The 19943-nt window shown below is 45.1% G+C and carries 15 protein-coding genes and 2 tRNA genes; 11 read left to right on the top strand and 6 right to left on the bottom strand.

Annotated elements, in window-relative coordinates; genetic code table 11:
* Positions 1-248: 248 nt before the first annotated feature.
* A tRNA-Pro gene (locus CIK89_RS12350) sits at positions 249-321 on the bottom strand.
* Between the two features lie 207 nt (positions 322-528).
* Positions 529-1716: an aminotransferase class I/II-fold pyridoxal phosphate-dependent enzyme gene (locus tag CIK89_RS12345; RefSeq protein WP_094391663.1), complete on the bottom strand. Its 1188-nt coding sequence runs from the start codon at positions 1714-1716 to the stop codon at positions 529-531.
* A 162-nt stretch (positions 1717-1878) separates the two neighbouring features.
* Between CIK89_RS12345 and CIK89_RS12340 the strand changes: the two genes are divergently transcribed.
* The 11 genes from CIK89_RS12340 to CIK89_RS12290 all read left to right on the top strand — a co-directional run bounded on the left by CIK89_RS12340 (position 1879) and on the right by CIK89_RS12290 (position 15274).
* Positions 1879-2916 (top strand): diacylglycerol kinase family protein, encoded by a 1038-nt coding sequence (locus CIK89_RS12340; RefSeq protein WP_094391662.1) that lies wholly within the window; start codon positions 1879-1881, stop codon positions 2914-2916.
* A 195-nt stretch (positions 2917-3111) separates the two neighbouring features.
* Positions 3112-3183, top strand: a tRNA-Cys gene (locus CIK89_RS12335).
* A gap of 238 nt (positions 3184-3421) precedes the next feature.
* The gene (locus CIK89_RS12330) at positions 3422-4642 is read left to right on the top strand and encodes an HD domain-containing protein (RefSeq protein ID WP_094391699.1); all 1221 of its coding nucleotides are present in this window, start codon (positions 3422-3424) and stop codon (positions 4640-4642) included.
* 49 nt (positions 4643-4691) lie between these two features.
* Positions 4692-5729: a UDP-3-O-(3-hydroxymyristoyl)glucosamine N-acyltransferase gene (lpxD, locus tag CIK89_RS12325; protein ID WP_094391661.1), complete on the top strand. Its 1038-nt coding sequence runs from the start codon at positions 4692-4694 to the stop codon at positions 5727-5729.
* Positions 5730-5731: 2 nt separating this feature from the next.
* Positions 5732-7114 carry a bifunctional UDP-3-O-[3-hydroxymyristoyl] N-acetylglucosamine deacetylase/3-hydroxyacyl-ACP dehydratase gene (locus CIK89_RS12320; protein WP_094391660.1) on the top strand — a complete coding sequence of 461 codons (1383 nt, stop codon included), beginning with the start codon at positions 5732-5734 and terminating at the stop codon, positions 7112-7114.
* A 57-nt stretch (positions 7115-7171) separates the two neighbouring features.
* Entirely contained in the window at positions 7172-7942 is a 771-nt protein-coding gene (gene lpxA / locus CIK89_RS12315) for an acyl-ACP--UDP-N-acetylglucosamine O-acyltransferase (RefSeq protein ID WP_094391659.1), read from the top strand.
* Position 7943: 1 nt separating this feature from the next.
* A complete protein-coding gene (gene miaA, locus CIK89_RS12310) occupies positions 7944-8831 on the top strand; it encodes a tRNA (adenosine(37)-N6)-dimethylallyltransferase MiaA (RefSeq protein ID WP_094391658.1) in 888 nt (295 codons plus the stop codon).
* Entirely contained in the window at positions 8828-11302 is a 2475-nt protein-coding gene (locus CIK89_RS12305) for a transglycosylase domain-containing protein (protein WP_094391657.1), read from the top strand. The genes miaA and CIK89_RS12305 overlap by 4 nt, the downstream gene beginning before the upstream one ends.
* 30 nt (positions 11303-11332) lie before the next feature.
* Entirely contained in the window at positions 11333-13060 is a 1728-nt protein-coding gene (locus CIK89_RS12300; protein ID WP_094391656.1) for an AAA family ATPase, read from the top strand.
* 46 nt (positions 13061-13106) lie between these two features.
* Complete coding sequence (gene ispE / locus CIK89_RS12295) at positions 13107-13949, top strand: 4-(cytidine 5'-diphospho)-2-C-methyl-D-erythritol kinase (RefSeq protein WP_094391655.1); 843 nt, start codon at positions 13107-13109, stop codon at positions 13947-13949.
* A 26-nt stretch (positions 13950-13975) separates the two neighbouring features.
* Positions 13976-15274, top strand: a complete 1299-nt coding sequence (locus CIK89_RS12290; RefSeq protein ID WP_094391654.1) for a serine dehydratase subunit alpha family protein — start codon at positions 13976-13978, stop codon at positions 15272-15274.
* Positions 15275-15423: 149 nt separating this feature from the next.
* On the opposite strand, the gene CIK89_RS12285 is transcribed toward CIK89_RS12290, so the two are convergent.
* The 4 genes from CIK89_RS12285 to CIK89_RS12270 are packed head-to-tail and all read right to left on the bottom strand — an operon-like array spanning position 15424 to position 19369.
* Positions 15424-16221: a prephenate dehydrogenase/arogenate dehydrogenase family protein gene (locus tag CIK89_RS12285; protein ID WP_094391653.1), complete on the bottom strand. Its 798-nt coding sequence runs from the start codon at positions 16219-16221 to the stop codon at positions 15424-15426.
* Positions 16218-17282 carry a bifunctional 3-deoxy-7-phosphoheptulonate synthase/chorismate mutase type II gene (locus tag CIK89_RS12280; RefSeq protein ID WP_094391652.1) on the bottom strand — a complete coding sequence of 355 codons (1065 nt, stop codon included), beginning with the start codon at positions 17280-17282 and terminating at the stop codon, positions 16218-16220. Before CIK89_RS12280 ends, CIK89_RS12285 begins: the two co-directional genes overlap by 4 nt.
* 51 nt (positions 17283-17333) lie before the next feature.
* Complete coding sequence (locus CIK89_RS12275) at positions 17334-18500, bottom strand: pyridoxal phosphate-dependent aminotransferase (RefSeq protein ID WP_094391651.1); 1167 nt, start codon at positions 18498-18500, stop codon at positions 17334-17336.
* Between the two features lie 38 nt (positions 18501-18538).
* The gene (locus tag CIK89_RS12270) at positions 18539-19369 is read right to left on the bottom strand and encodes a prephenate dehydratase (RefSeq protein ID WP_094391650.1); all 831 of its coding nucleotides are present in this window, start codon (positions 19367-19369) and stop codon (positions 18539-18541) included.
* Positions 19370-19943: the final 574 nt, after the last annotated feature.

Raw genomic sequence — 19943 nt, 5'->3', positions numbered from 1 at the left:
ATGCTTGTTATTTTCCACTTCTGTTGATTATTCTACAGATGGCTTTTACCGTTGGGAGCTATTTGGGAGAAACTAGGAAGAAACAAGGGAGGAACTTAGGAGACATTCGGGATGTGCCCGGAATGTGTTCGGGATGCCCCTTGCCATCGGCTGAGATAAATTCGTTACTCAACTATTTAGAAAGCATTATTCCGCAAGCAAAAAAGATCCTATGAATATTAAATTCATAGGATCTTTCTTATGTTTTGTCGAGGTGACAGGACTCGAACCTGCGACAGCCTGGTCCCAAACCAGGAACGCTACCAACTGCGCTACACCTCGTTGCTTTATCTAAGCGGGTGCAAAGGTACAAATAATTTGGCAGACAAAAGACTAAAAACAGAAAAATCTTTCGTTTTTAACATTATTTTAAGACTTCAGACCTTTTAGTCTTTCATCTGCCACTTTATTATCCGCTTATTCACTCACTCCACATCGGGTTTACAAAATGTATCCGACGTAAAAAGTGGTAAAAATTGGCTTTCTCTTTTACTTGATAATGCCTTGCTCGACAAATATCTTCTTCAGAATTTCTACAGAGCGCTCCACCTGCTCTTCAGTATGGGTAGCCATGAGTGCATAGCGCACGAGAGTATCCTGAGGTGCACATGCAGGAGGAATAACAGGATTGATGAATACTCCTGCATTAAAGGCAAGTGCTGTTACAAGGAATGTCTTCTCCACATCACGCACATAAAGTGGAATAATAGGACTCTCTGTTTCTCCAATTTCAAAACCTTCTTCCTGGAAACGCTTCAAAGCATACTTCGTTACTTTCCACAAAGCCTCTATGCGCTCTGGCTCTTTCTGCAAGATGTGCAGAGCCTCAAGAGCTGCGGCTGTAGCTGCTGGAGTGTTAGAAGCCGAGAAGATATAGGTACGACAATTATGACGCAGGAAATTGATGGTATCTTTATCTCCTGCAATAAATCCACCAATAGAAGCCAAAGATTTAGAGAATGTTCCCATAATAAGATCTACCTCATCGGTCAAACCGAAATAGTCACAAACTCCACGTCCATGGTCTCCGAATACTCCAATACCGTGAGCTTCATCAACCATGATAGAACAGTTGTATTTATGCTTCAGCTCTACAATTTCTGGAAGTTTAGCCAAATCACCTTCCATCGAGAATACACCATCCACCACTATAAGTTTCACGGCCTCGTGAGGAAGATTCTGAAGCACACGCTCCAAATCTGCCATATCATTATGCTTGTAATGTAGCTGACGAGCAAACGAGAGACGACGTCCATCAACAATACTTGCATGGTCACGATCATCACAGATAATGTAGTCGTTCTTACCCACTACCATTGCCAACACTCCTTGATTCACACTAAAGCCAGTTGACAAGCAGAGGCAGTCGTCTTTATGAACAAACGCCGAGATTTCTTTTTCCAACTTGACGTGAAGATCAAGAGTACCATTAAGAAAACGGCTTCCTGCACAGCCTGAACCATATTGATCCAAAGCAGCTTTAGCAGCATCAATGATTCGCTGGTCACCAGTCAATCCTGTATAAGCATTAGAGCCAAACATCAAAACTTTGTGGCCGCCCATTTCTACCTCCGTACCCTGTTTTCCTGTAATTTCACGGAAATAGGGATAAACACCAGCCTCCATAAATTTCTGAGGCTCGCGATAGTTTTTGTATCTTTCTTGTAATTGTCCCATGAGAATAGTTATCTACAGCTGAGCTGTTTTTATTCGTTTCGAACTGCAAAGTTACACAAATTTTATCAAAACGTGCAAAAAAAGAAATATTATTCGTTATTAAAATGTAATTTTATCTATTTTTGCATACTTTTTGAACGATTATTAGTACATTTGCATCGTATGAACGAAAAGAAAAGAATAACATTCATAGTCAATCCCATATCGGGAACGCATGGAAAGGATGCTATTCCTGACATGATTGCCAGCGAAATCGATGCACAACGCTTCGATGTTACTATCCGATTGACCGAACATGCCGGCCATGCTGCATCAATCGCACGCGAGTGTGCAGACAATGGTGCCGACATCGTCGTGGCAGTTGGTGGCGACGGAACCGTCAATGAAGTGGCGCGATCACTCACCCACACAGACACGGCTTTGGGAATCGTGCCCTGCGGTTCTGGAAATGGCCTTGCCCGCCATCTTTGCTTGCCGCTCAATCCACGCAAGGCATTAGGAGTCATCAACCGTGGTGTCGTAGAAAGTTTCGACTATGGAGTCATCAACGGACTGCCGTTTTTCTGCACCTGTGGCATGGGATTCGACGCGTTCATCTCACTCAAGTTCGCAGAAGCCGGCAAGCGTGGACCGCTCACCTATATAGAAAATGTGCTAAAAGAAGGTCTGAAATACAAGCCAGAAACCTATGAAGTCACCGACGATACCGGTGCACGAAGCTACAAAGCATTCCTCATTGCCTGTGCCAATGCATCACAATATGGCAACAATGCCTATATTGCACCAAATGCAACCATGAAAGACGGTATGATGGACGTCATCATCATGGAGCCATTTACAGCATTGGAAGCACCACAGATCAGCATCGACCTGATGAACAAGACGCTGACCAACAATTCTAAAATCAAAACCTTTAAGACGCGGTCCATTCATATCCACCGTTCCCAACCTGGCGCCATCCATTACGATGGAGACCCGATCATGACAAGTTCCGATGTCGATGTGCATATCGAACCGGCAGGAATCCGTATCGTCACCAACCCCAATGCCATGGAAGACCCCTGTCAACCCAATCCTTTCCTCAACGCATTCAGCGATTTCTTCAATAATATAAATAATGTTCGCGAGGATATTGAGAAAAGCGGCAGACGTATTCAAGCCATGAACAAACTAATGCTGCGTAAACTATCCAAATTATAAAAATCATGCAATACACCCTTGTCTTCATAGTCCTTGTCTTATGCGTGGGATATATTGCTTGGCGCATTTACCGTCAGCTTTCTGACCACGAAAATCCATGTCAAGGCTGCAAAGGATGCGAATTAAGCAAAAAAAACAGGAAAAAATTTGGTTGTTCAAAAAAATAGTATTACCTTTGCACTCGCTTAACAACAAGGTGCCTTGGATGAGTGGCTTAGTCAACGGTCTGCAAAACCGTCTACGGCGGTTCGAATCCGCCAGGCACCTCAAGAGTAAGGTTAACAGAAAGAGAGTCCACACGGCTCTCTTTTTCTATATCATAAAATACTGCACAAGCCACATAGCTTCCACCAGGACATAATCAACCAGTCCACAAAAAAATGTGTGGCTTATTTTCCTCTTCAGTTTTTACGGGTACAACGAAAATAAACGAAAGAACACAGAAGATTTGCTTTTTAGAAATATTATGCGTATCTTTGTGTATCATTTTGAAAACCACCTGCCCATGAACGGATATTCCATCATCAACGACCCGGTTTTCGGTTTTATAAAAATCGGAAAAGGACTGCACTACGATATCGTGCAACACCAGTTGTTCCAACGCTTGAATCGCATCAACCAACTCGGACTCGCATCTGTGGTATATCCAGGAGCACGACATACACGCTTCCAGCATTCCATCGGCGCCTACCACTTGATGTCAGAAGCAATCAAGTCGTTACTTGAGAAAGGCGTATATATCTTCGACATGGAAGCGGAAGCTGTTCTTGCAGCCATCCTCATGCACGACATCGGTCATGGCCCTTTCTCACATGCCCTGGAGAATACGCTCATCCACGACATATCGCACGAAGAGATTTCCATGATGATGATGGAACGCATGAATGAAGACTTTCATGGCGCTCTCAACCTCGCCATTTCTATCTTCAAAGACGAATACCACAACAAGATATTCCACCAACTCATTTCCAGCCAATTGGACATGGACCGTCTCGACTACCTGCGTCGCGATTCATTCTTTACCGGAGTGACTGAAGGAAACATTGGCAGCGATAGAATCATCAAGATGCTCAACGTGGTGGATGAACAACTCGTGGTGGAGTCGAAAGGTATATATTCAATAGAAAACTACCTGACAACGAGACGTCTGATGTACTGGCAGGTCTATCTGCACAAAACCGCCGTAGGATACGAAAAAGTATTGATCAACACACTACGAAGAGCAAAAGACCTCGTAAGAAAAGGAAATTCCCTTTTCGCCCCTCCCGCCCTCGCCTATTTTCTGAACAACGACATCAGCGCAGAAGACTTCCGGACCCAAAGTGCTGCATTACGCCATTATGCCGACCTTGACGATTGTGATATATGGAGTACACTCAAGGTATGGAGATACAACGAAGACAAAATTCTTTCCACTCTTGCCACAGACATGCTCGACAGAAGACTATTTAAAGTAGAAGTTCTTGAAAACGCTCCTGACAAGCATACTATCAACGAGATACGCAAGAATATAGCAGACACATTAGACATCTCTCTCGAAGAAACTGAATACATGGTATCCGTCGCTGAAATAGGCAAAGATATGTACAATCCAGAAGACGACAGCATCGGTATTCTTTACAAAGACGGTACCGTTAAGGATATTTCAGAGGCTTCAGAAATTCTCAATGTACAACTACTTTCCAAAAAAATACGCAAATATTACCTTTGTTACCAAAGAGTTTGAGAAAAAAATTGTAACTTTGCACCAATTTAATATTATTACAAACAAAAATATGGAGTTTACAGCCAAACAAATAGCCGATTTTATCGGTGGTCGTGTAGAAGGTGACGATAACGCCACTGTACACACTTTTTCTAAAATTGAAGAAGGCACAAAAGGTTCCATTACCTTCTTGTCAAATCCTAAATACACACAGTATATTTACGACACCAAGGCAAGTATTGTTCTTGTCAACAACGATGTGGTACTGGACCACCCTGTAGAAGCCACACTCATCCGTGTGGAAAATGCTTATGAGTGTGTGGCTAAATTGTTGCAACTCTATGCCGCAAGCATGCCCAAGAAGAAAGGCATCGATCCACTGGCATTCGTTAGTCCAACCGCAAAAATCGGCGCAGATGTATATATTGGGGCCTTTGCATACATTGGAGACGGCACAACAGTTGGCGACAACACTCAGATTTACCCCCATACTGTAGTAGGCGACGGCGTGAGCATCGGCAACGATTGCCTGCTCTATCCCAACGTCACCATTTATCAGGGTTGCCGCCTGGGTAACGATGTAACAATCCATGCTGGTAGCGTGATTGGTGCAGACGGATTCGGTTTTGCCCCCAGCCAAGAGGGTTATGATAAGATACCACAAATTGGTATCGTGGTCATCGAAGATCATGTAGAAATTGGTGCCAACACATGTGTTGACCGTTCTACCATGGGACAGACCGTACTTCATAAAGGTGTGAAGATAGACAACCTCATCCAGGTGGCTCACAACTGTGAGATTGGTGAGAACACGGTAATGTCTGCCCAGGTTGGCCTTGCTGGTTCTACTAAGATAGGCGCTTGGTGTATGGTAGGTGGACAGGCAGGATTCTCTGGTCATATCCACGTGGCAGACAAGACATTCATCGGCGCACAGGCTGGCGTAATCAGTAACACAAAAGGCAATGGTGAGCAATTGATTGGTTCTCCTGCCATTGAACCAAAGGGATTCTTCAAATCCTCTGCCATTTTCCGTAAGTTGCCCGATATGTATCGTGAACTCAACATGCTTCGTAAAGAACTCGATGAATTGAAAAAACAAAAATAAATATGAAACAGAAAACTTTGAAAGGCAGTTTCTCCCTCTTCGGAAAAGGACTGCACACCGGTCTGAACCTCACCGTGACTTTCAATCCTGCTCCAGAGAATACAGGATATAAAATCCAGCGTATCGACCTTGAAGGGGAGCCTGTCATCGATGCCATTGCAGAGAATGTCGTTGACACCCAGCGTGGCACGGTTCTTGCTAAAGGAGAAGCCCGCGTAAGTACCGTAGAGCATGGTCTTGCCGCCCTTTACGCCTTAGGCATCGACAACTGTCGTATTCAGGTGAATGGTCCTGAATTTCCTATTCTCGACGGAAGTGCTATACAGTATGTCAACAAAATCAACGAAGTGGGCATTGAGGAACAGAATGCGCCGAAAGACTATTACATCATCCGCAAGAAGATTGAGGTAAAAGATGAGCAAAGCGGCTCTACCATCACCATTCTGCCTGACGAAGAATTTTCACTCACAGCCATGTGCTCGTTTGAGTCGAAGTTCATCAACTCTCAGTTTGCAACCCTCGAAAAGATTGAAGCTTTCCCCACAGAGATTGCTGCAGCACGTACCTTCGTCTTTGTAAGAGACATACAGCCCCTGCTTCAAGCTAATCTGATTAAAGGCGGCGACATGGACAATGCCATCGTTATCTATGAGAGAAAGATTAGTCAAGAGCAACTCGACCAACTGGCAGACATGCTTCAAGTGCCCCACCTTAACGCAGAGGATTTAGGATATATTCAGCACAAGCCATTGGTATGGGAGAATGAATGTACACGCCACAAATTGCTTGACATCATCGGCGATATGGCTCTCATCGGCAAACCCATCAAGGGACGTATCATCGCCACTCGTCCAGGCCATACCATCAACAACAAGTTTGCCCGTCAGATGCGCAAGGAGATTCGCAAGCACGAAATCCAAGCTCCTATCTACGATCCCAACGACGAACCGGTGATGGACATCAACAAAATTCGTGAATTGCTGCCCCATCGTTATCCCATGCAACTGGTTGATAAGGTTATCGCCTTAGGAGCCAGCAGCATTGTCGGAGTGAAAAATGTGACAAGCAACGAACCTTTCTTCCAAGGCCACTTCCCCGAAGAACCCGTCATGCCTGGCGTGTTACAGATTGAAGCCATGGCACAATGTGGCGGTCTGCTAGTACTCAACACACTGGAAGAACCTGAGCGCTGGTCCACATATTTCATGCGTATTGACGATGTAAAATTCCGCCAGAAGGTAGTACCGGGCGACACGTTGCTGTTCAAAGTTGACCTGTTGGCACCTGTACGCCACGGTATTTCCAGCATGAAGGGATACATCTTCGTGGGTGATCACGTGGTAGCAGAAGCCACCTTTACCGCACAAATAGTAAAAAACAAATAATAACATCACGGTGTCTGCATACACAAACATATGCAGACCCTCTTAATTTTATAATATATGAATCAGATTCATCCTATGGCTATCGTTGATCCCGAGGCAAAACTCGGTGACAACAATGTGATTGGACCTTTCTGTGTCATTGACAAGAATGTTATCATTGGCGATAACAACAAGCTCTACAACGGAGTCACACTACACTATGGTACACGTTTGGGCAACGGTAATGAGATTTTCCCTGGCGCATCAATCTCCACCAAACCTCAGGATTTGAAATTCAAAGGTGAAGATACAACCTGTGAGATTGGCGACAACAACTCTATCCGCGAGAACGTTACCATCAGCCGTGGTACTGCCTCAAAAGGCAAGACCGTTGTAGGCAACGGCAATCTGTTGATGGAGAATATGCATATCGGTCATGACTGTGAGATTGGCAACGGTTGCATCATTGGTAACTCTACCAAATTTGCAGGCGAAGTCATCGTTGACGACTTTGCCATCATCTCTGCATGCTGCCTGTTCCACCAGTTTATCCATATCGGAAGCTATATCATGTTCCAAGGCGGCTCACGTACCAGCCAGGATATTCCTCCTTTCGTGATTGCAGGTAAGGAACCTGTACGCTATGCTGGCGTCAATCTGATCGGCCTGCGTCGTCGTGGATTCTCCAACGAGACCATCGAGGCCATTCACGACAGCTATCGCATCATCTACTCTAAGGGAATCCTCAAAGAGGGTGTTGCAGAGGCACGTGCCAAATATCCCGACTCAAAAGAGGTCGATTATATCTGCTCATTCATAGAGAACTCCAAGCGTGGAGTAATCCGCTAATATGCATACGTTGATTGTCGTCACCGGTCCTACGGCAGTGGGAAAAACCGCATTGACCATACGTTTGGCCAATCATTTAGGTATTCCCATCATCAATGCCGACTCCCGTCAGATATACCGGGAGATGAGAATCGGTACAGCGTCACCGAGCATAGAGCAGCAACAACAAGCACATCATTATTTTGTAGGCACCAAGAGTATTGCAGACTATTATAATGCCTCTATGTATGAGCAGGAAGTGATGCAATTACTCCAAGACGACCATCATCCTTATGCACTCCTATCGGGAGGAAGCATGATGTATATAGATGCTGTCTGCAATGGTATTGACGATATTCCTACCATACGTGATGACGTCAGAAAGGAGATGAAACGTCGTTATACAGAAGAAGGTCTTGAGACTTTATGTGAAGACCTCAAACGTCTGGACCCAGAACACTATGAGATAGTGGATAAGCAAAACTATCGACGCGTGATACACGCATTAGAAATCTGCTATCAGACAGGGAAGACCTACACATCATTTAGAACACAAGAAAAAAAACAAAGACCCTTCCGTATTATCAAGATAGGACTGAACAGAGACCGTGAACAACTCTATCAACGGATCAACGCGAGAGTTGACGAAATGATGCAGCAAGGATTTTTAGAAGAAGCTGCTGCACTCCGTGAATACCGACATCTCAACGCACTCAATACCGTTGGCTATAAGGAACTGTTTGACTATATGGACGGGCGCTGGTCATTAGAAGAAGCCATAGAGCGTATCAAGGGTAACACCCGTCGTTATGCTCGTAAGCAATTGACCTGGTATAAACGTGACGAAGCCATGAGATGGTTTCATCCTGAAGAAGAAAAAGACATTTTGAAGTATATTGATAATCTATGAAAGAGAGAATCGTTGAGTTTACAGCAAAAGCACGTCAGTGGCTCAAGAAATCATGGCTATGGTATAAAAGCTTGTATCAGGGACGTGCCTGGTACGTGAAAGGTGGTGTAGGATTTGCCTCGTTAATTATAGCCTTCATCTTCTACCTCATCATGGTAGATGTCAATTTTCTGTGGCTCTTCGGCAAGTCACCGTCCTTGAGAGCTATTATGCACCCAAAAACCATACAAGCATCAGAACTATACAGTGCTGACGGTGTCATGATTGGTAAGTATTTCAGCGAAAACAGAACCCCTGTTGCCTACGAAGAGATTAACCCTGTATTCTGGAAAGCTTTGATAGACACAGAAGACGAACGTTTCTACCATCATTTCGGTATTGACTTCCAGGGCGTTTTTGCAGCAGCAAAAGACTTTGTGGTTCACCATGATGCTCGTGGTGCCTCAACCATCACCCAACAGTTGGTGAAAAATATGTTCCGTGTTCGTACTGAGTATTCCACAGGTCTGTTGGGCAACATCCCTGGTGTAAAAATGCTCATCATGAAAAGTAAGGAATGGATTACCGCTGTGAAGATTGAGATGTTTTTCGATAAAAAAGACATCCTCACCATGTATGCTAATACAGTGGATTTTGGGTCCAATGCATACGGCATCAAAACTGCAGCAAAAACATATTTCGGTACCACACCAAAGGAATTGACCCCTGAACAGGCTGCTATTCTTGTCGGTCTGCTCAAGGCTACAACCTATTATAATCCCCGAACCAATCCCGACAATTCCTTCAAACGTCGTAATGTGGTACTCGACAACATGCGTCGACACAAGGATCTGACACGTGAAGCTTACGACACCCTTTCCAAGAAACCTATCCAACTCGACTATAGTGTGGAGAACAATTACGATGGACAGGCACAGTATTTCCGTGAGGCCGTTGCTGATGAACTTCACGACTGGTGTAAGGACAATGATATTGATCTCTACAGAGACGGTTTGAAGATTTACACCACTATTGATACGCGTATGCAGAAATACGCAGAACAGGCTGCAAAGCGACAGATGCGTATCATCCAACGTAACTTCAACAACCACTGGTCTGGCCAGAACCCATGGCAGGATGAGCACCATCAGGAAATTCCTAATTTCATTGAAGATCTTGCCAAAAAATTGCCTTATTACAAATATCTGAGTCAACGATACGACAATAATACCGATTCTATCAACTACTATCTGAACCTTCCACACCCTGTGAAGTTGTTTGATTACGACGAAGGCATCATCGAGAAAAATATCTCAACGCTCGACTCCATCCGTTATATGGAACATTTCATGCACTGTGGATTCGTTGCAATGGAACCCGAGACGGGTCACGTAAAAGCATGGGTCGGTGACCTCGATTTCAGAACATGGAAGTACGACAAGGTGAAGTCGATGCGTCAACCAGGTTCTACGTTTAAGCTCTTTGTCTATGCTGAGGCCATGAATCAAGGTATTACTCCTTGTGACACACGTGAGGACTCCTATTTCTCTATGAAAGTCTTCGACAGCAAGAAAAACGAAGAAGTATTATGGGCCCCAACCAATGCCAACGGACGTTTCTCCGGTGCTAATGTCACGCTGAAACAGGCTTTCGCCATGAGTATCAACTCTATTGCTGTCAAACTCGGCCAAGAATGTGGTATTCCCAATATTGTAAAAACCGCACACGATATGGGTATAAAAAGTAAGTTGGATGCTACCCCTGCACTCGCCTTGGGTAGTAGCGATGTCAACCTCCTTGAACTCGTCAATGCATATTGTACACCGGTCAATGACGGTAAAACACACAACCCCGTCCTTGTCACCCGTATCGTAGATCGCGACGGCAAAGAAATCTATACTGCTCCTGAAGAGGAGAAACAAGTATTGACCTACAAGAGTGCTTTTCTCCTCCAACAATTGCTGCAGGGCGGTATGCAAGGAACAAGTTCTGCATTGGGACGCTGGACCAACCAATTTGCTCGTGATACAGATTTCGGCGGTAAGACTGGTACTTCTAACAACCATTCCGACGCATGGTTTGTTGGTGTTTCCCCACATCTCGTTGTCGGAGCATGGGTAGGCGGTGAATACCGTTGTATCCACTTCCGTACTGGAGCATTAGGTCAAGGGTCCAAGACAGCTCTTCCCATCTGTGGAGACTTCTTAGAACAGGTTCTTGGAGACCCTGCATTCAAAATGTATCGTGCTAAATTCGACAAACCGCACGATAGCGACATCACCATGCAAATGTATAGTTGCGGTGGCTATTTCAAAGAGCCTGCCGATTCAGACTCTATTGCCAGCGACAGTATCCAGCATATCGAACTGGAACAGCCCAATGAGAATGCTGTTGATCCTACTGCTCCTGTTGCGCCATCACCTGATGGTAACCAACACGGAACGCCCTCACAACCGAAGGCTGCAGAGGAGCCCAAACATACGGAAATTTAATTTTGCAAGACCTTTAACAGACCTTCTGTATTGAAATCGTCTATAGACACTACCAATGCGGAGTGGCAATCGGCACTCCAGATTGTCAACTTTACCCGTCGCTCGCTTTTCCTTACTGGGAAGGCAGGCACGGGTAAATCTACTTTTCTGCGTTATGTGTCTGAACATACAAAGAAGAAACACGTCATCCTCGCACCAACAGGTATTGCTGCCATCAACGCAGGAGGACAGACAATCCATAGTTTCTTCAAACTCCCTTTCCACCCGCTTCTTCCTAACGACAGCCGGTATGATGCACGCCATATCCGCAAAAGTTTGAAATATAGCGGAGACACGATCAAGATGTTGCGTGAGTTGGAACTCATCATCATCGATGAAATATCGATGGTTCGTTCTGATATCATCGACTTCATTGACAAAGTATTGCGCATCTACTGCCACAATATGCGTGAGCCATTCGGAGGCAAACAACTCTTACTCGTTGGCGATATCTTCCAGTTACAGCCTGTGGTGAAGTCTGACGAATGGCAACTCATGCAACCATTCTATGCTTCTGCCTATTTCTTCTCTGCCTCCGTTTGGCAAAAGATGGATCTCGTTAGTATAGAATTACGGAAAGTATATCGGCAAAAGGATGAAGATTTCATCCACATACTGGACCGAATCAGAAGCAATACCACAACGGATCATGACCTGCGAATCATCAATCAACGACTGGGGGCTTCTTTCCATAACAGCCAAGACGAGATGGCTATTACCTTGGCTACCCGTCGAGATACAGCAGAACATATCAACAACGAACAACTGGCAGCTCTTGAAGGCAAAGCTACCGTCTTCAACGGAAAAGTACTTGGAGAATTTCCTGAGAGTTCCTACCCTGCCCCTATTGCGCTAGAGGTGAAACCTGGCGCACAGGTGATCTTTATCAAGAACGACAAAGAACACCGATGGGTCAATGGTACCTTAGGGGTTGTCGTCGCCCTTGACGAAGAAGAAGGTATCATCACCATTTGCGACGAGACTGGTCATGAGCACGACGTAGAACGTGCCATTTGGGAAAATATGCGCTATACCTTCAATGAGAAGGAACAGAAGATAGAAGAGGAATTGCTCGGTTCATTCATCCAGTTTCCAATCCGACTGGCATGGGCCATTACCGTTCATAAGAGTCAAGGACTTACCTTCCGTCATGTGCGTATCGATTTCACAGGAGGCGCCTTTGCCGGCGGACAAGCCTATGTGGCATTAAGCCGATGCACCTCCCTGCAAGGCATTTGTTTAGAGTCGCCACTTCGTCGCAGCGACATCTTTGTCAAACCCGAAGTAATCGCGTTCGCTCAGCGATACAATAACAGCAGCCTCATCAACAAAGCCCTCCATGAGAGTAAAGCCGACTACGAATACAGGGAGGCCATGAGTGCTTTCGACGAACGCGATTTTCAAGCATTTCTGAAACATTTCTTCATCGCCATCCATAGTCGTTACGACATCGAACGGCCTGCTGCACAACGACTCATCCGCAGAAAACTCGCTGTCATCACCCAACTGGAAGAACAACGGCAGGAGGCTATCAACAAACTACATGATCGTGATGAGATGCTCAAACGCTTGGCTGTAGAATATGTCTCATTGGGACGTGAATGTGAGAAAGAACACATGACAGATGCCGCCATCCGTAACTATGAGAAAGCGCTTGAACTATACCCTGAGGCTCATGAAGCTAGCCGACGTATCAAAGTATTGAAGAAGAAGAAATAAAATAACGTGGACCGGTAAGTGTGATACAAAAAAAAACAAATGAACTATGCAACATACAGACATCATATTCCCTTTAGCAAAAATCAATCTCGGCCTCAATGTCGTAGAGCGCAGACCTGATGGATATCACAACCTTCAGACCGTGTTCTATCCAGTCCCTATCATGGATGCTCTTGAAGTGTCTGAGATGAACGATGCCTTTCCATCTACCGTTGACTGCGACCTGAAGGTGACTGGTATTGACGTAGAAGGTGACGAACAACGCAATCTGGTAGTGCGCGCCTACCATCTGTTGAAAGATGAGTTTCCAACATTGCCACGACTGCACACCCACCTCTACAAAGGCATTCCTACACAGGCTGGAATGGGTGGAGGATCAAGTGACTGTGCTGCCATGCTGACTCTGCTGAACAGAATGGGAAATCTCAACCTCACAGCGTCACAACTCATAGAACGGGCTGCAAGACTTGGAGCCGACTGTCCGTTTTTCATTCTCAACAAACCTGCTTATGCGGAAGGGATTGGCGAACGGTTACGTCCTATCTCATTGGATTTGAAAGGATGGTATCTCTGTGTGGTACGCCCCAATATCCCTGTCCCCACACGTGAAGCCTTTGCTCATATCACCCCACGTCATCCTGAACATTGTTGCCTTGATATCGTTTCGCAACCTGTGGAAACATGGCGCGACCTACTGGTCAACGATTTCGAATATAGTGTCTTTCGTGCACACCCACAGTTGGCTGCCGTCAAAAAGCAACTCTACAACCTTGGTGCAGTCTATGCAGCAATGAGCGGTAGCGGTAGCGCCCTTTTCGGTCTTTTCCGTAGGCCTGTCAGTTTTCCATGCACCTCACCCGATACATTCACCACTTGTCTGCAACTCTAAAATGAATAAACAATAATACAAAGCTTATGATTGATACCATTAGACAAAACGAGATTCTCGAACTGATGAAACGAGAGATTGTACCCGCCGTTGGATGCACAGAACCTATGGCAGTAGCCCTTTGTGTAGCACGTGCCACAGAACTCCTTGGTAGAACTCCCGACCATATCAATGTCCTACTCAGTGCTAACATTCTAAAAAATGCTATGGGAGTAGGAATTCCCGGCACGGGTATGATAGGTTTGCCCATTGCCATTGCTTTGGGTGCGCTGATTGGCTGTTCTGACTATCAACTCGAGGTCTTGAAAGACCTTGATGCACAGTCTCTTGAACTCGGCAAACAATATGTCAAGGACAACCATATCAACATCGGTCTCAAGGCCGACGCTTGCGATAAACTATACATCGAGGTAGAATGTAGTTCCGACGATTCTTCCCTACCTCATCATGCCACAGCCATCATCTCAGGCGACCATACCAATATCGACTATCAGGCAACGGATGACAAAGTCCTTGTTGACCACCGCAAGCCTGCTACATCGGAAGAGGGTGAAGAACACGTCTCCTTGACCATGCAGACAGTCTATGACTTTTCCATCTCTGCTCCCATAGACGAACTCCGTTTTATTCTGCAAACAAAAGAGTATAACATGCGTGCGGCTGCCGAAGCTGTCAAAGGCAATTATGGTCATTGTTTAGGTAAGACGATGGACCGTCCACTCAGCCATGGCATTTTTGGCAATACCATGTTTTCCCATATCATCTCCAAGACAGCCTCTGCTTGTGACGCTCGTATGGGAGGTGCTATGATTCCCGTAATGAGTAACAGCGGTTCGGGCAATCAGGGAATCTGTGCCACCAATCCTGTTGTAGTATTTGCTGAGGAGAATGAGAATACCGAGGAAGAACTCATCCGTGCCTTAACGTTAAGTCACCTCACCGCCATCTATATCAAACAAAGTCTCGGCAGACTGAGTGCCCTCTGCGGTTGTGTTGTGGCCAGTATCGGTTCCAGTTGCGGTATTACTTACCTCATGGGTGGCCAATATGCGGATATCTGCCACTCCGTGAAGAATATGATAGCCAACTTAACAGGAATGATTTGCGACGGAGCAAAACCCAGTTGTTCATTAAAGATCTGCTCTGGTGTTTCCACAGCATTACTCTCTGCCCTATTGGCTCGCGAAGGCAAGCATGTCACCGAAGCAGAAGGTATTATAGACCATGATGTGGATTGTTCTATCCGCAACCTGACGAGTATCGGCAAGGAAGCGATGTCTGCTACCGATGATATGGTATTGACTATCATGACCAACAAATCATAACGTACGATACGACAATTGTCGCTTATCAGTCGGTATAAAACCCAACAAGACTGGCCTATCATAAAGGTCAGTCTTGTTGTTTTATTGATATCGCATGAGACTGGTTGTCAGATATATCTTCATCTGCAATCGGTCGTCAGAATGGGACATCAACTATGTTTGATTTCTATGTCACGTCGCACGTTGTCTCTGATTTTTGTTAGATACGCTTTCATGCCCATAGCATCACGATTGTCGATAATCTCTAGCAACTCTTTCAACTCTGTACGAATCTGAGCCACCTGATCATGGGTATAGGGATTGAAAAGGATTTCCTGCAATAGGTAATCATCTTCGTTGAGAACCCCTTGAGCAATCTTCATGTGACGCTTGAACGTTGTTCCTGGCGCATCCTGATGTTTCATAACGGCAGCAAAGACGAAGGTTGAAACAAATGGGATAGAGAGGGAGTAAGCAACTGTTCTGTCGTGTTCGTCAAATGAATACTCATAGATATTCAGTCCCAGTTTCTGATAGAGGTCCTTGAAGAAGATGCGTCCCATATAGTCACCTTCGTTGATGATAATGGCATTTTCCTCTGACAACTGCTGCAGATTGGCAAATGTAGGTCCAAACATCGGGTGTGTAGAAACATAAGGATGACCTGTCTTTTCATAGAAGTCTTTCAGCCCTGTTTTAACAGATGAAATATCGCTGATAATACAGTCCTTCGGGAGGAAAGGCATCACCTCTTCAAATGCCGCGATAGTATATTTCACGGTAACGGCATTGATGACGAGTTCAGGTTTAAACTGTCTGATTTCCTCTAAATCAGCAAAGCGCTGACAGTTATAGGTAAACCGCATTCGCCTGGCGTCTTTTTCATAGACCGCTACTTCATGGTCAAAGCTCAGCAGGTCTATGAAGAAGCTCCCCATCTTTCCTGCCCCTAATACGAGTATTTTCATTTGTTGATGATTTCTATCTGTTGTCTTACTGATTCTTCGTGAATGTTTTCAAATACCTTGGCAACAAACTCTGGTGCCATGCCGCAGAGTGCACCTTGTGCACCTCGTTTGTCGAGGATTTCGTTATAACGTGATGTCTGAAGTACGGTCATGTTGTGTTCTTTCTTGTAGTGACCTATCTCACGGCAGACACGCATACGTTTTGAGAGCATTTCCATGAGCTGGTTGTCTATCTCGTCAATCTGCTTGCGAAGCTGTACGATTCCTTCTGTGGTGACAGTTTCATCACGTATAACGAGCAACGAGAGGATGTAGTCAAGAACATCTGGAGTCACCTGCTGTTTAGCGTCGCTCCATGCCTTGTCTGGATCGCAATGGCTTTCTACAATCAGTCCGTCAAAACCAAGATCCATGGCTTGTTGACAGAGCGGAGCAATCAGTTCGCGTCGTCCTCCTATATGACTGGGGTCGTTGACGATAGGAAGATCGGGAATGCGTCTGTGCAGCTCGATGGGAATCTGCCACGTGGGCAAGTTACGGTAAATCTTATTGTCGTAGCTTGAGAATCCGCGATGAATGGCTCCGAGCCTCTTGATGCCTGCAAGATTGAGGCGTTCCAGTGCTCCTATCCATAATTCGAGATCTGGGTTGGTTGGATTTTTCACCAATACGGGCACGTCTGTACCTTTCAACGCATCTGCGAGGGCTTGCATGGCAAAGGGGTTTGCTGTGGTTCTTGCTCCTACCCACAACACGTCGATACCATATTTCAGAGCGAGTTCCACATGTTCTGGCGTTGCAACTTCTGTGGCAGTCAACATGCCTGTTTCCTTTTTCACCTGTTGCATCCATGGCAACGCTTTTTCTCCGTTACCCTCAAATCCTCCTGGCTTTGTTCTGGGTTTCCATATTCCTGCACGAAACATGTGGCATCCGTAATTGGCCAGTTGTCGTGCTGTGGTCATCACCTGCTCTTCTGTCTCTGCACTACAAGGTCCTGCAATGACGAAGGGACGTTCGTTGTCACTCGGAAGTCTCAAAGGTTCTAATTCCAATTCCATAATATCTTGTTTTTGTTTTTATCTGTTATTTATTATTTACTGCTAAATAGCTTATTTTCTCATCATATCTGCAATACGTGTTAGTGCCTCCTGTAGCTTTTCCTCTTTGGCACAGAGGGAGATGCGAATATAACGTTTGCCGTTGGATCCAAAGATGAATCCTGGTGTAATGAATACCCGTGCATCATGGAGTACCTTTTCTGTCAACTGTTCCACATCATCATACTGATCAGGTATTTTTCCCCACAGAAACATTCCTACCTGATGGGGATCGTAACTGCAATGGAGCGTTTCCATAATCTGCTCTGCATAGTGTCGGCGACGGCGATAGGTGTCGATATTTGCCTCTTGATGCCATTCGTCGCTATTGTCGTAGGCTGTTGCGGCAGCCAGTTGCAGTCCTCTGAATGTTCCACTGTCTACATTACTCTTCACCTTCAGAATCCATGATATAAACTGAGCGTTGGTAGCACAGAGTCCTACGCGCCATCCTGGCATATTGTGTGATTTCGACATGGAGTTGAACTCGATACAACAGTCTTTTGCTCCCTCTACCTGAAGAATTGAGAGGTGTTCTTCATTGAGGATAAAGGAATAGGGATTGTCGTTGACCACTACGATATGGTGTTTCTTGGCAAAGTCAACCAGTCTTTCATAGGTCTCGCGCCTTGCATTTCCTCCTGTGGGCATATTGGGATAATTGGTCCACATGAGTTTCACCTTGCTGAGGTCCATCTGCTCCAGTTCGTCGAAATCCGGTTGCCATCCATTGGCCTCCACAAGATTGTAGTTGACCACCTTTGCTCCAAGGAGTTTGCTCAGCGAGGTATAGGTAGGATAACCTGGATTGGGTACGAGGACTTCATCGCCAGGATTGACGAAGGCGAGCGTCACATGGAGAATGCCCTCTTTCGAACCGATGAGTGGCAATACTTCAGTTTGAGGATTGAGTTGCACTCCATACCATCTATTATAGAATCCTGCCATCGCCTGTCTTAGTTCTGGCGTTCCCATGGTCGGTTGATAGCCATGCGCGTCTGGCTGTTTGGCCACCTCACAGAGCTTGTCAATAGTCTGTGGTGACGGGGGCATATCCGGACTTCCAATGGCAAGGCTGATAATATCCATACCTTGTGCGTTGAGTGCAGCCACTTCTTTGAGTTTTCGGCTGAAATAGTATTCACTAACGAGTGTAAGTCTGTCTGCTGGTTGTATCATGACGTGTTATTGTTATTGTTCAAGTAAATTTCTGTCTGTCAATTCTCTCGATATTCGCCCAGTACGGTGAGTTCCTTGGTCAAAGGCATAATAGCGTCAACGGCCTGTCTATACCGTGTAAGACTGTTGTAGGTCACATCCACATAGAACAGGTATTCCCATTCGTGTCCGATGACCGGGAGCGACTGTATCTTCGTGAGGTTGATCTTATAGAACGACAGTATGCTGAGCACCTGAGAGAGCGAACCTTCCTCGTGAGGTAATGAGAATACCAGACTTGCCTTGTTGGCTTTCTCCAAGGGTCTGAGGAAGTCTGCTTTCTGTGGCTGACAAGTGACCAGGAATCGTGTGAAGTTATGCTTGTTGTCTTCAATATGGTCTTCCAGTATCTTCAGTCCGTAGAGTTTGGCAGCCTCAGCACTACAGATGGCTGCCCATCCGTGATGTTGATGTTCCTTGATATCCTTGGCACTTCCTGCTGTATCTTCGCCTTCCACATTTTTGATGTTAGGATGTTGTGCCAGAAACTGTCTGCATTGCATTAATGCAACAGGATGTGAGTGTACCTCGGTAATGGTGTCCCACGAATCATCAGGCAGACAGCAGATGCAATGTGAGATATGCAGTTTGTATTCCCCTACTACGGTTGCTCCTGACGAACGTAACAGTTCGTAATTATGGAGTAGCGAACCGGCAATAGTATTTTCTATAGCTGTCATTCCTATCATGGTAGGATCCTGCTTCATATGCTCAAACACCTCCTCGAAGGTGGCGCAGCAAACGAGTTGTATCTGTTCTCCTTCAAAATACAGGTGTGCTGCCATATCATGAAACGATCCTATGATTCCTTGTATTGCGATTCTTTTCATTATCTTTTTTATCTTTATATTAAAAGAAATCCCGCTTTCACATGTAAGTGAAGCGGGACCTTATTATCGTTCGTTGTTAGTTCATTTCAAGTTACGGCCAACCGCTTCACAGTATCCTGTAAAGTAAAAGTAATAACCGTAAAAGAATGCCTTGTTGTCTAACATATTTCTTGTTTTTAAATATTAACGCTTGCAAAAGTATAATATTTCCACCAATTATGCAAACATTTTAATGGAAAATATACCAAAGAGATGTGAATTTCTTATTTTTCTTATGATTCACCTTATTTATATATTATAGTTTCGCTTTTGACCAAACTTCATCTTTCTGATATGTTTCAAGGATGCTTATCCCATCCTCCTCCCATTTTCAACGCAGTTTTTGGGACTTACTTGGAACTTACTCGGGACTTACTGTTTACGTACAAAGAATGGTTATGTTCCAAAGTCATCCCGAAGCCGAGAGCAAAGACTAAAGTTCACTTTTTGGTTATGCCGAGGCAAAAATGACTCGACCATAGGTCAAGGCATCCCGAAGCCGAGAGCAAAGACTAAAGTTCACTTTTTGGTTATG

It is taken from the genome of Prevotella sp. P4-119, from assembly GCF_002251345.1.
Taxonomy (GTDB): Bacteria; Bacteroidota; Bacteroidia; order Bacteroidales; family Bacteroidaceae; genus Prevotella.
The sequence above is the reverse complement of the archived record's forward strand: the minus strand, read 5'-3'. Positions and strand labels throughout refer to the sequence as shown.

Bases quoted from the DNA above. Each gene is read 5' to 3' on its own strand.
- CIK89_RS12345 (WP_094391663.1), bottom strand. From the start codon at position 1,716: ATGGGACAATTACAAGAAAGATACAAAAACTATCGCGAGCCTCAGAAA.
- CIK89_RS12340 (WP_094391662.1), top strand. From the start codon at position 1,879: ATGAACGAAAAGAAAAGAATAACATTCATAGTCAATCCCATATCGGGA.
- CIK89_RS12330 (WP_094391699.1), top strand. From the start codon at position 3,422: ATGAACGGATATTCCATCATCAACGACCCGGTTTTCGGTTTTATAAAA.
- lpxD (WP_094391661.1), top strand. From the start codon at position 4,692: ATGGAGTTTACAGCCAAACAAATAGCCGATTTTATCGGTGGTCGTGTA.
- CIK89_RS12320 (WP_094391660.1), top strand. From the start codon at position 5,732: ATGAAACAGAAAACTTTGAAAGGCAGTTTCTCCCTCTTCGGAAAAGGA.
- lpxA (WP_094391659.1), top strand. From the start codon at position 7,172: ATGAATCAGATTCATCCTATGGCTATCGTTGATCCCGAGGCAAAACTC.
- miaA (WP_094391658.1), top strand. From the start codon at position 7,944: ATGCATACGTTGATTGTCGTCACCGGTCCTACGGCAGTGGGAAAAACC.
- CIK89_RS12305 (WP_094391657.1), top strand. From the start codon at position 8,828: ATGAAAGAGAGAATCGTTGAGTTTACAGCAAAAGCACGTCAGTGGCTC.
- ispE (WP_094391655.1), top strand. From the start codon at position 13,107: ATGCAACATACAGACATCATATTCCCTTTAGCAAAAATCAATCTCGGC.
- CIK89_RS12290 (WP_094391654.1), top strand. From the start codon at position 13,976: ATGATTGATACCATTAGACAAAACGAGATTCTCGAACTGATGAAACGA.
- CIK89_RS12285 (WP_094391653.1), bottom strand. From the start codon at position 16,221: ATGAAAATACTCGTATTAGGGGCAGGAAAGATGGGGAGCTTCTTCATA.
- CIK89_RS12280 (WP_094391652.1), bottom strand. From the start codon at position 17,282: ATGGAATTGGAATTAGAACCTTTGAGACTTCCGAGTGACAACGAACGT.
- CIK89_RS12275 (WP_094391651.1), bottom strand. From the start codon at position 18,500: ATGATACAACCAGCAGACAGACTTACACTCGTTAGTGAATACTATTTC.
- CIK89_RS12270 (WP_094391650.1), bottom strand. From the start codon at position 19,369: ATGAAAAGAATCGCAATACAAGGAATCATAGGATCGTTTCATGATATG.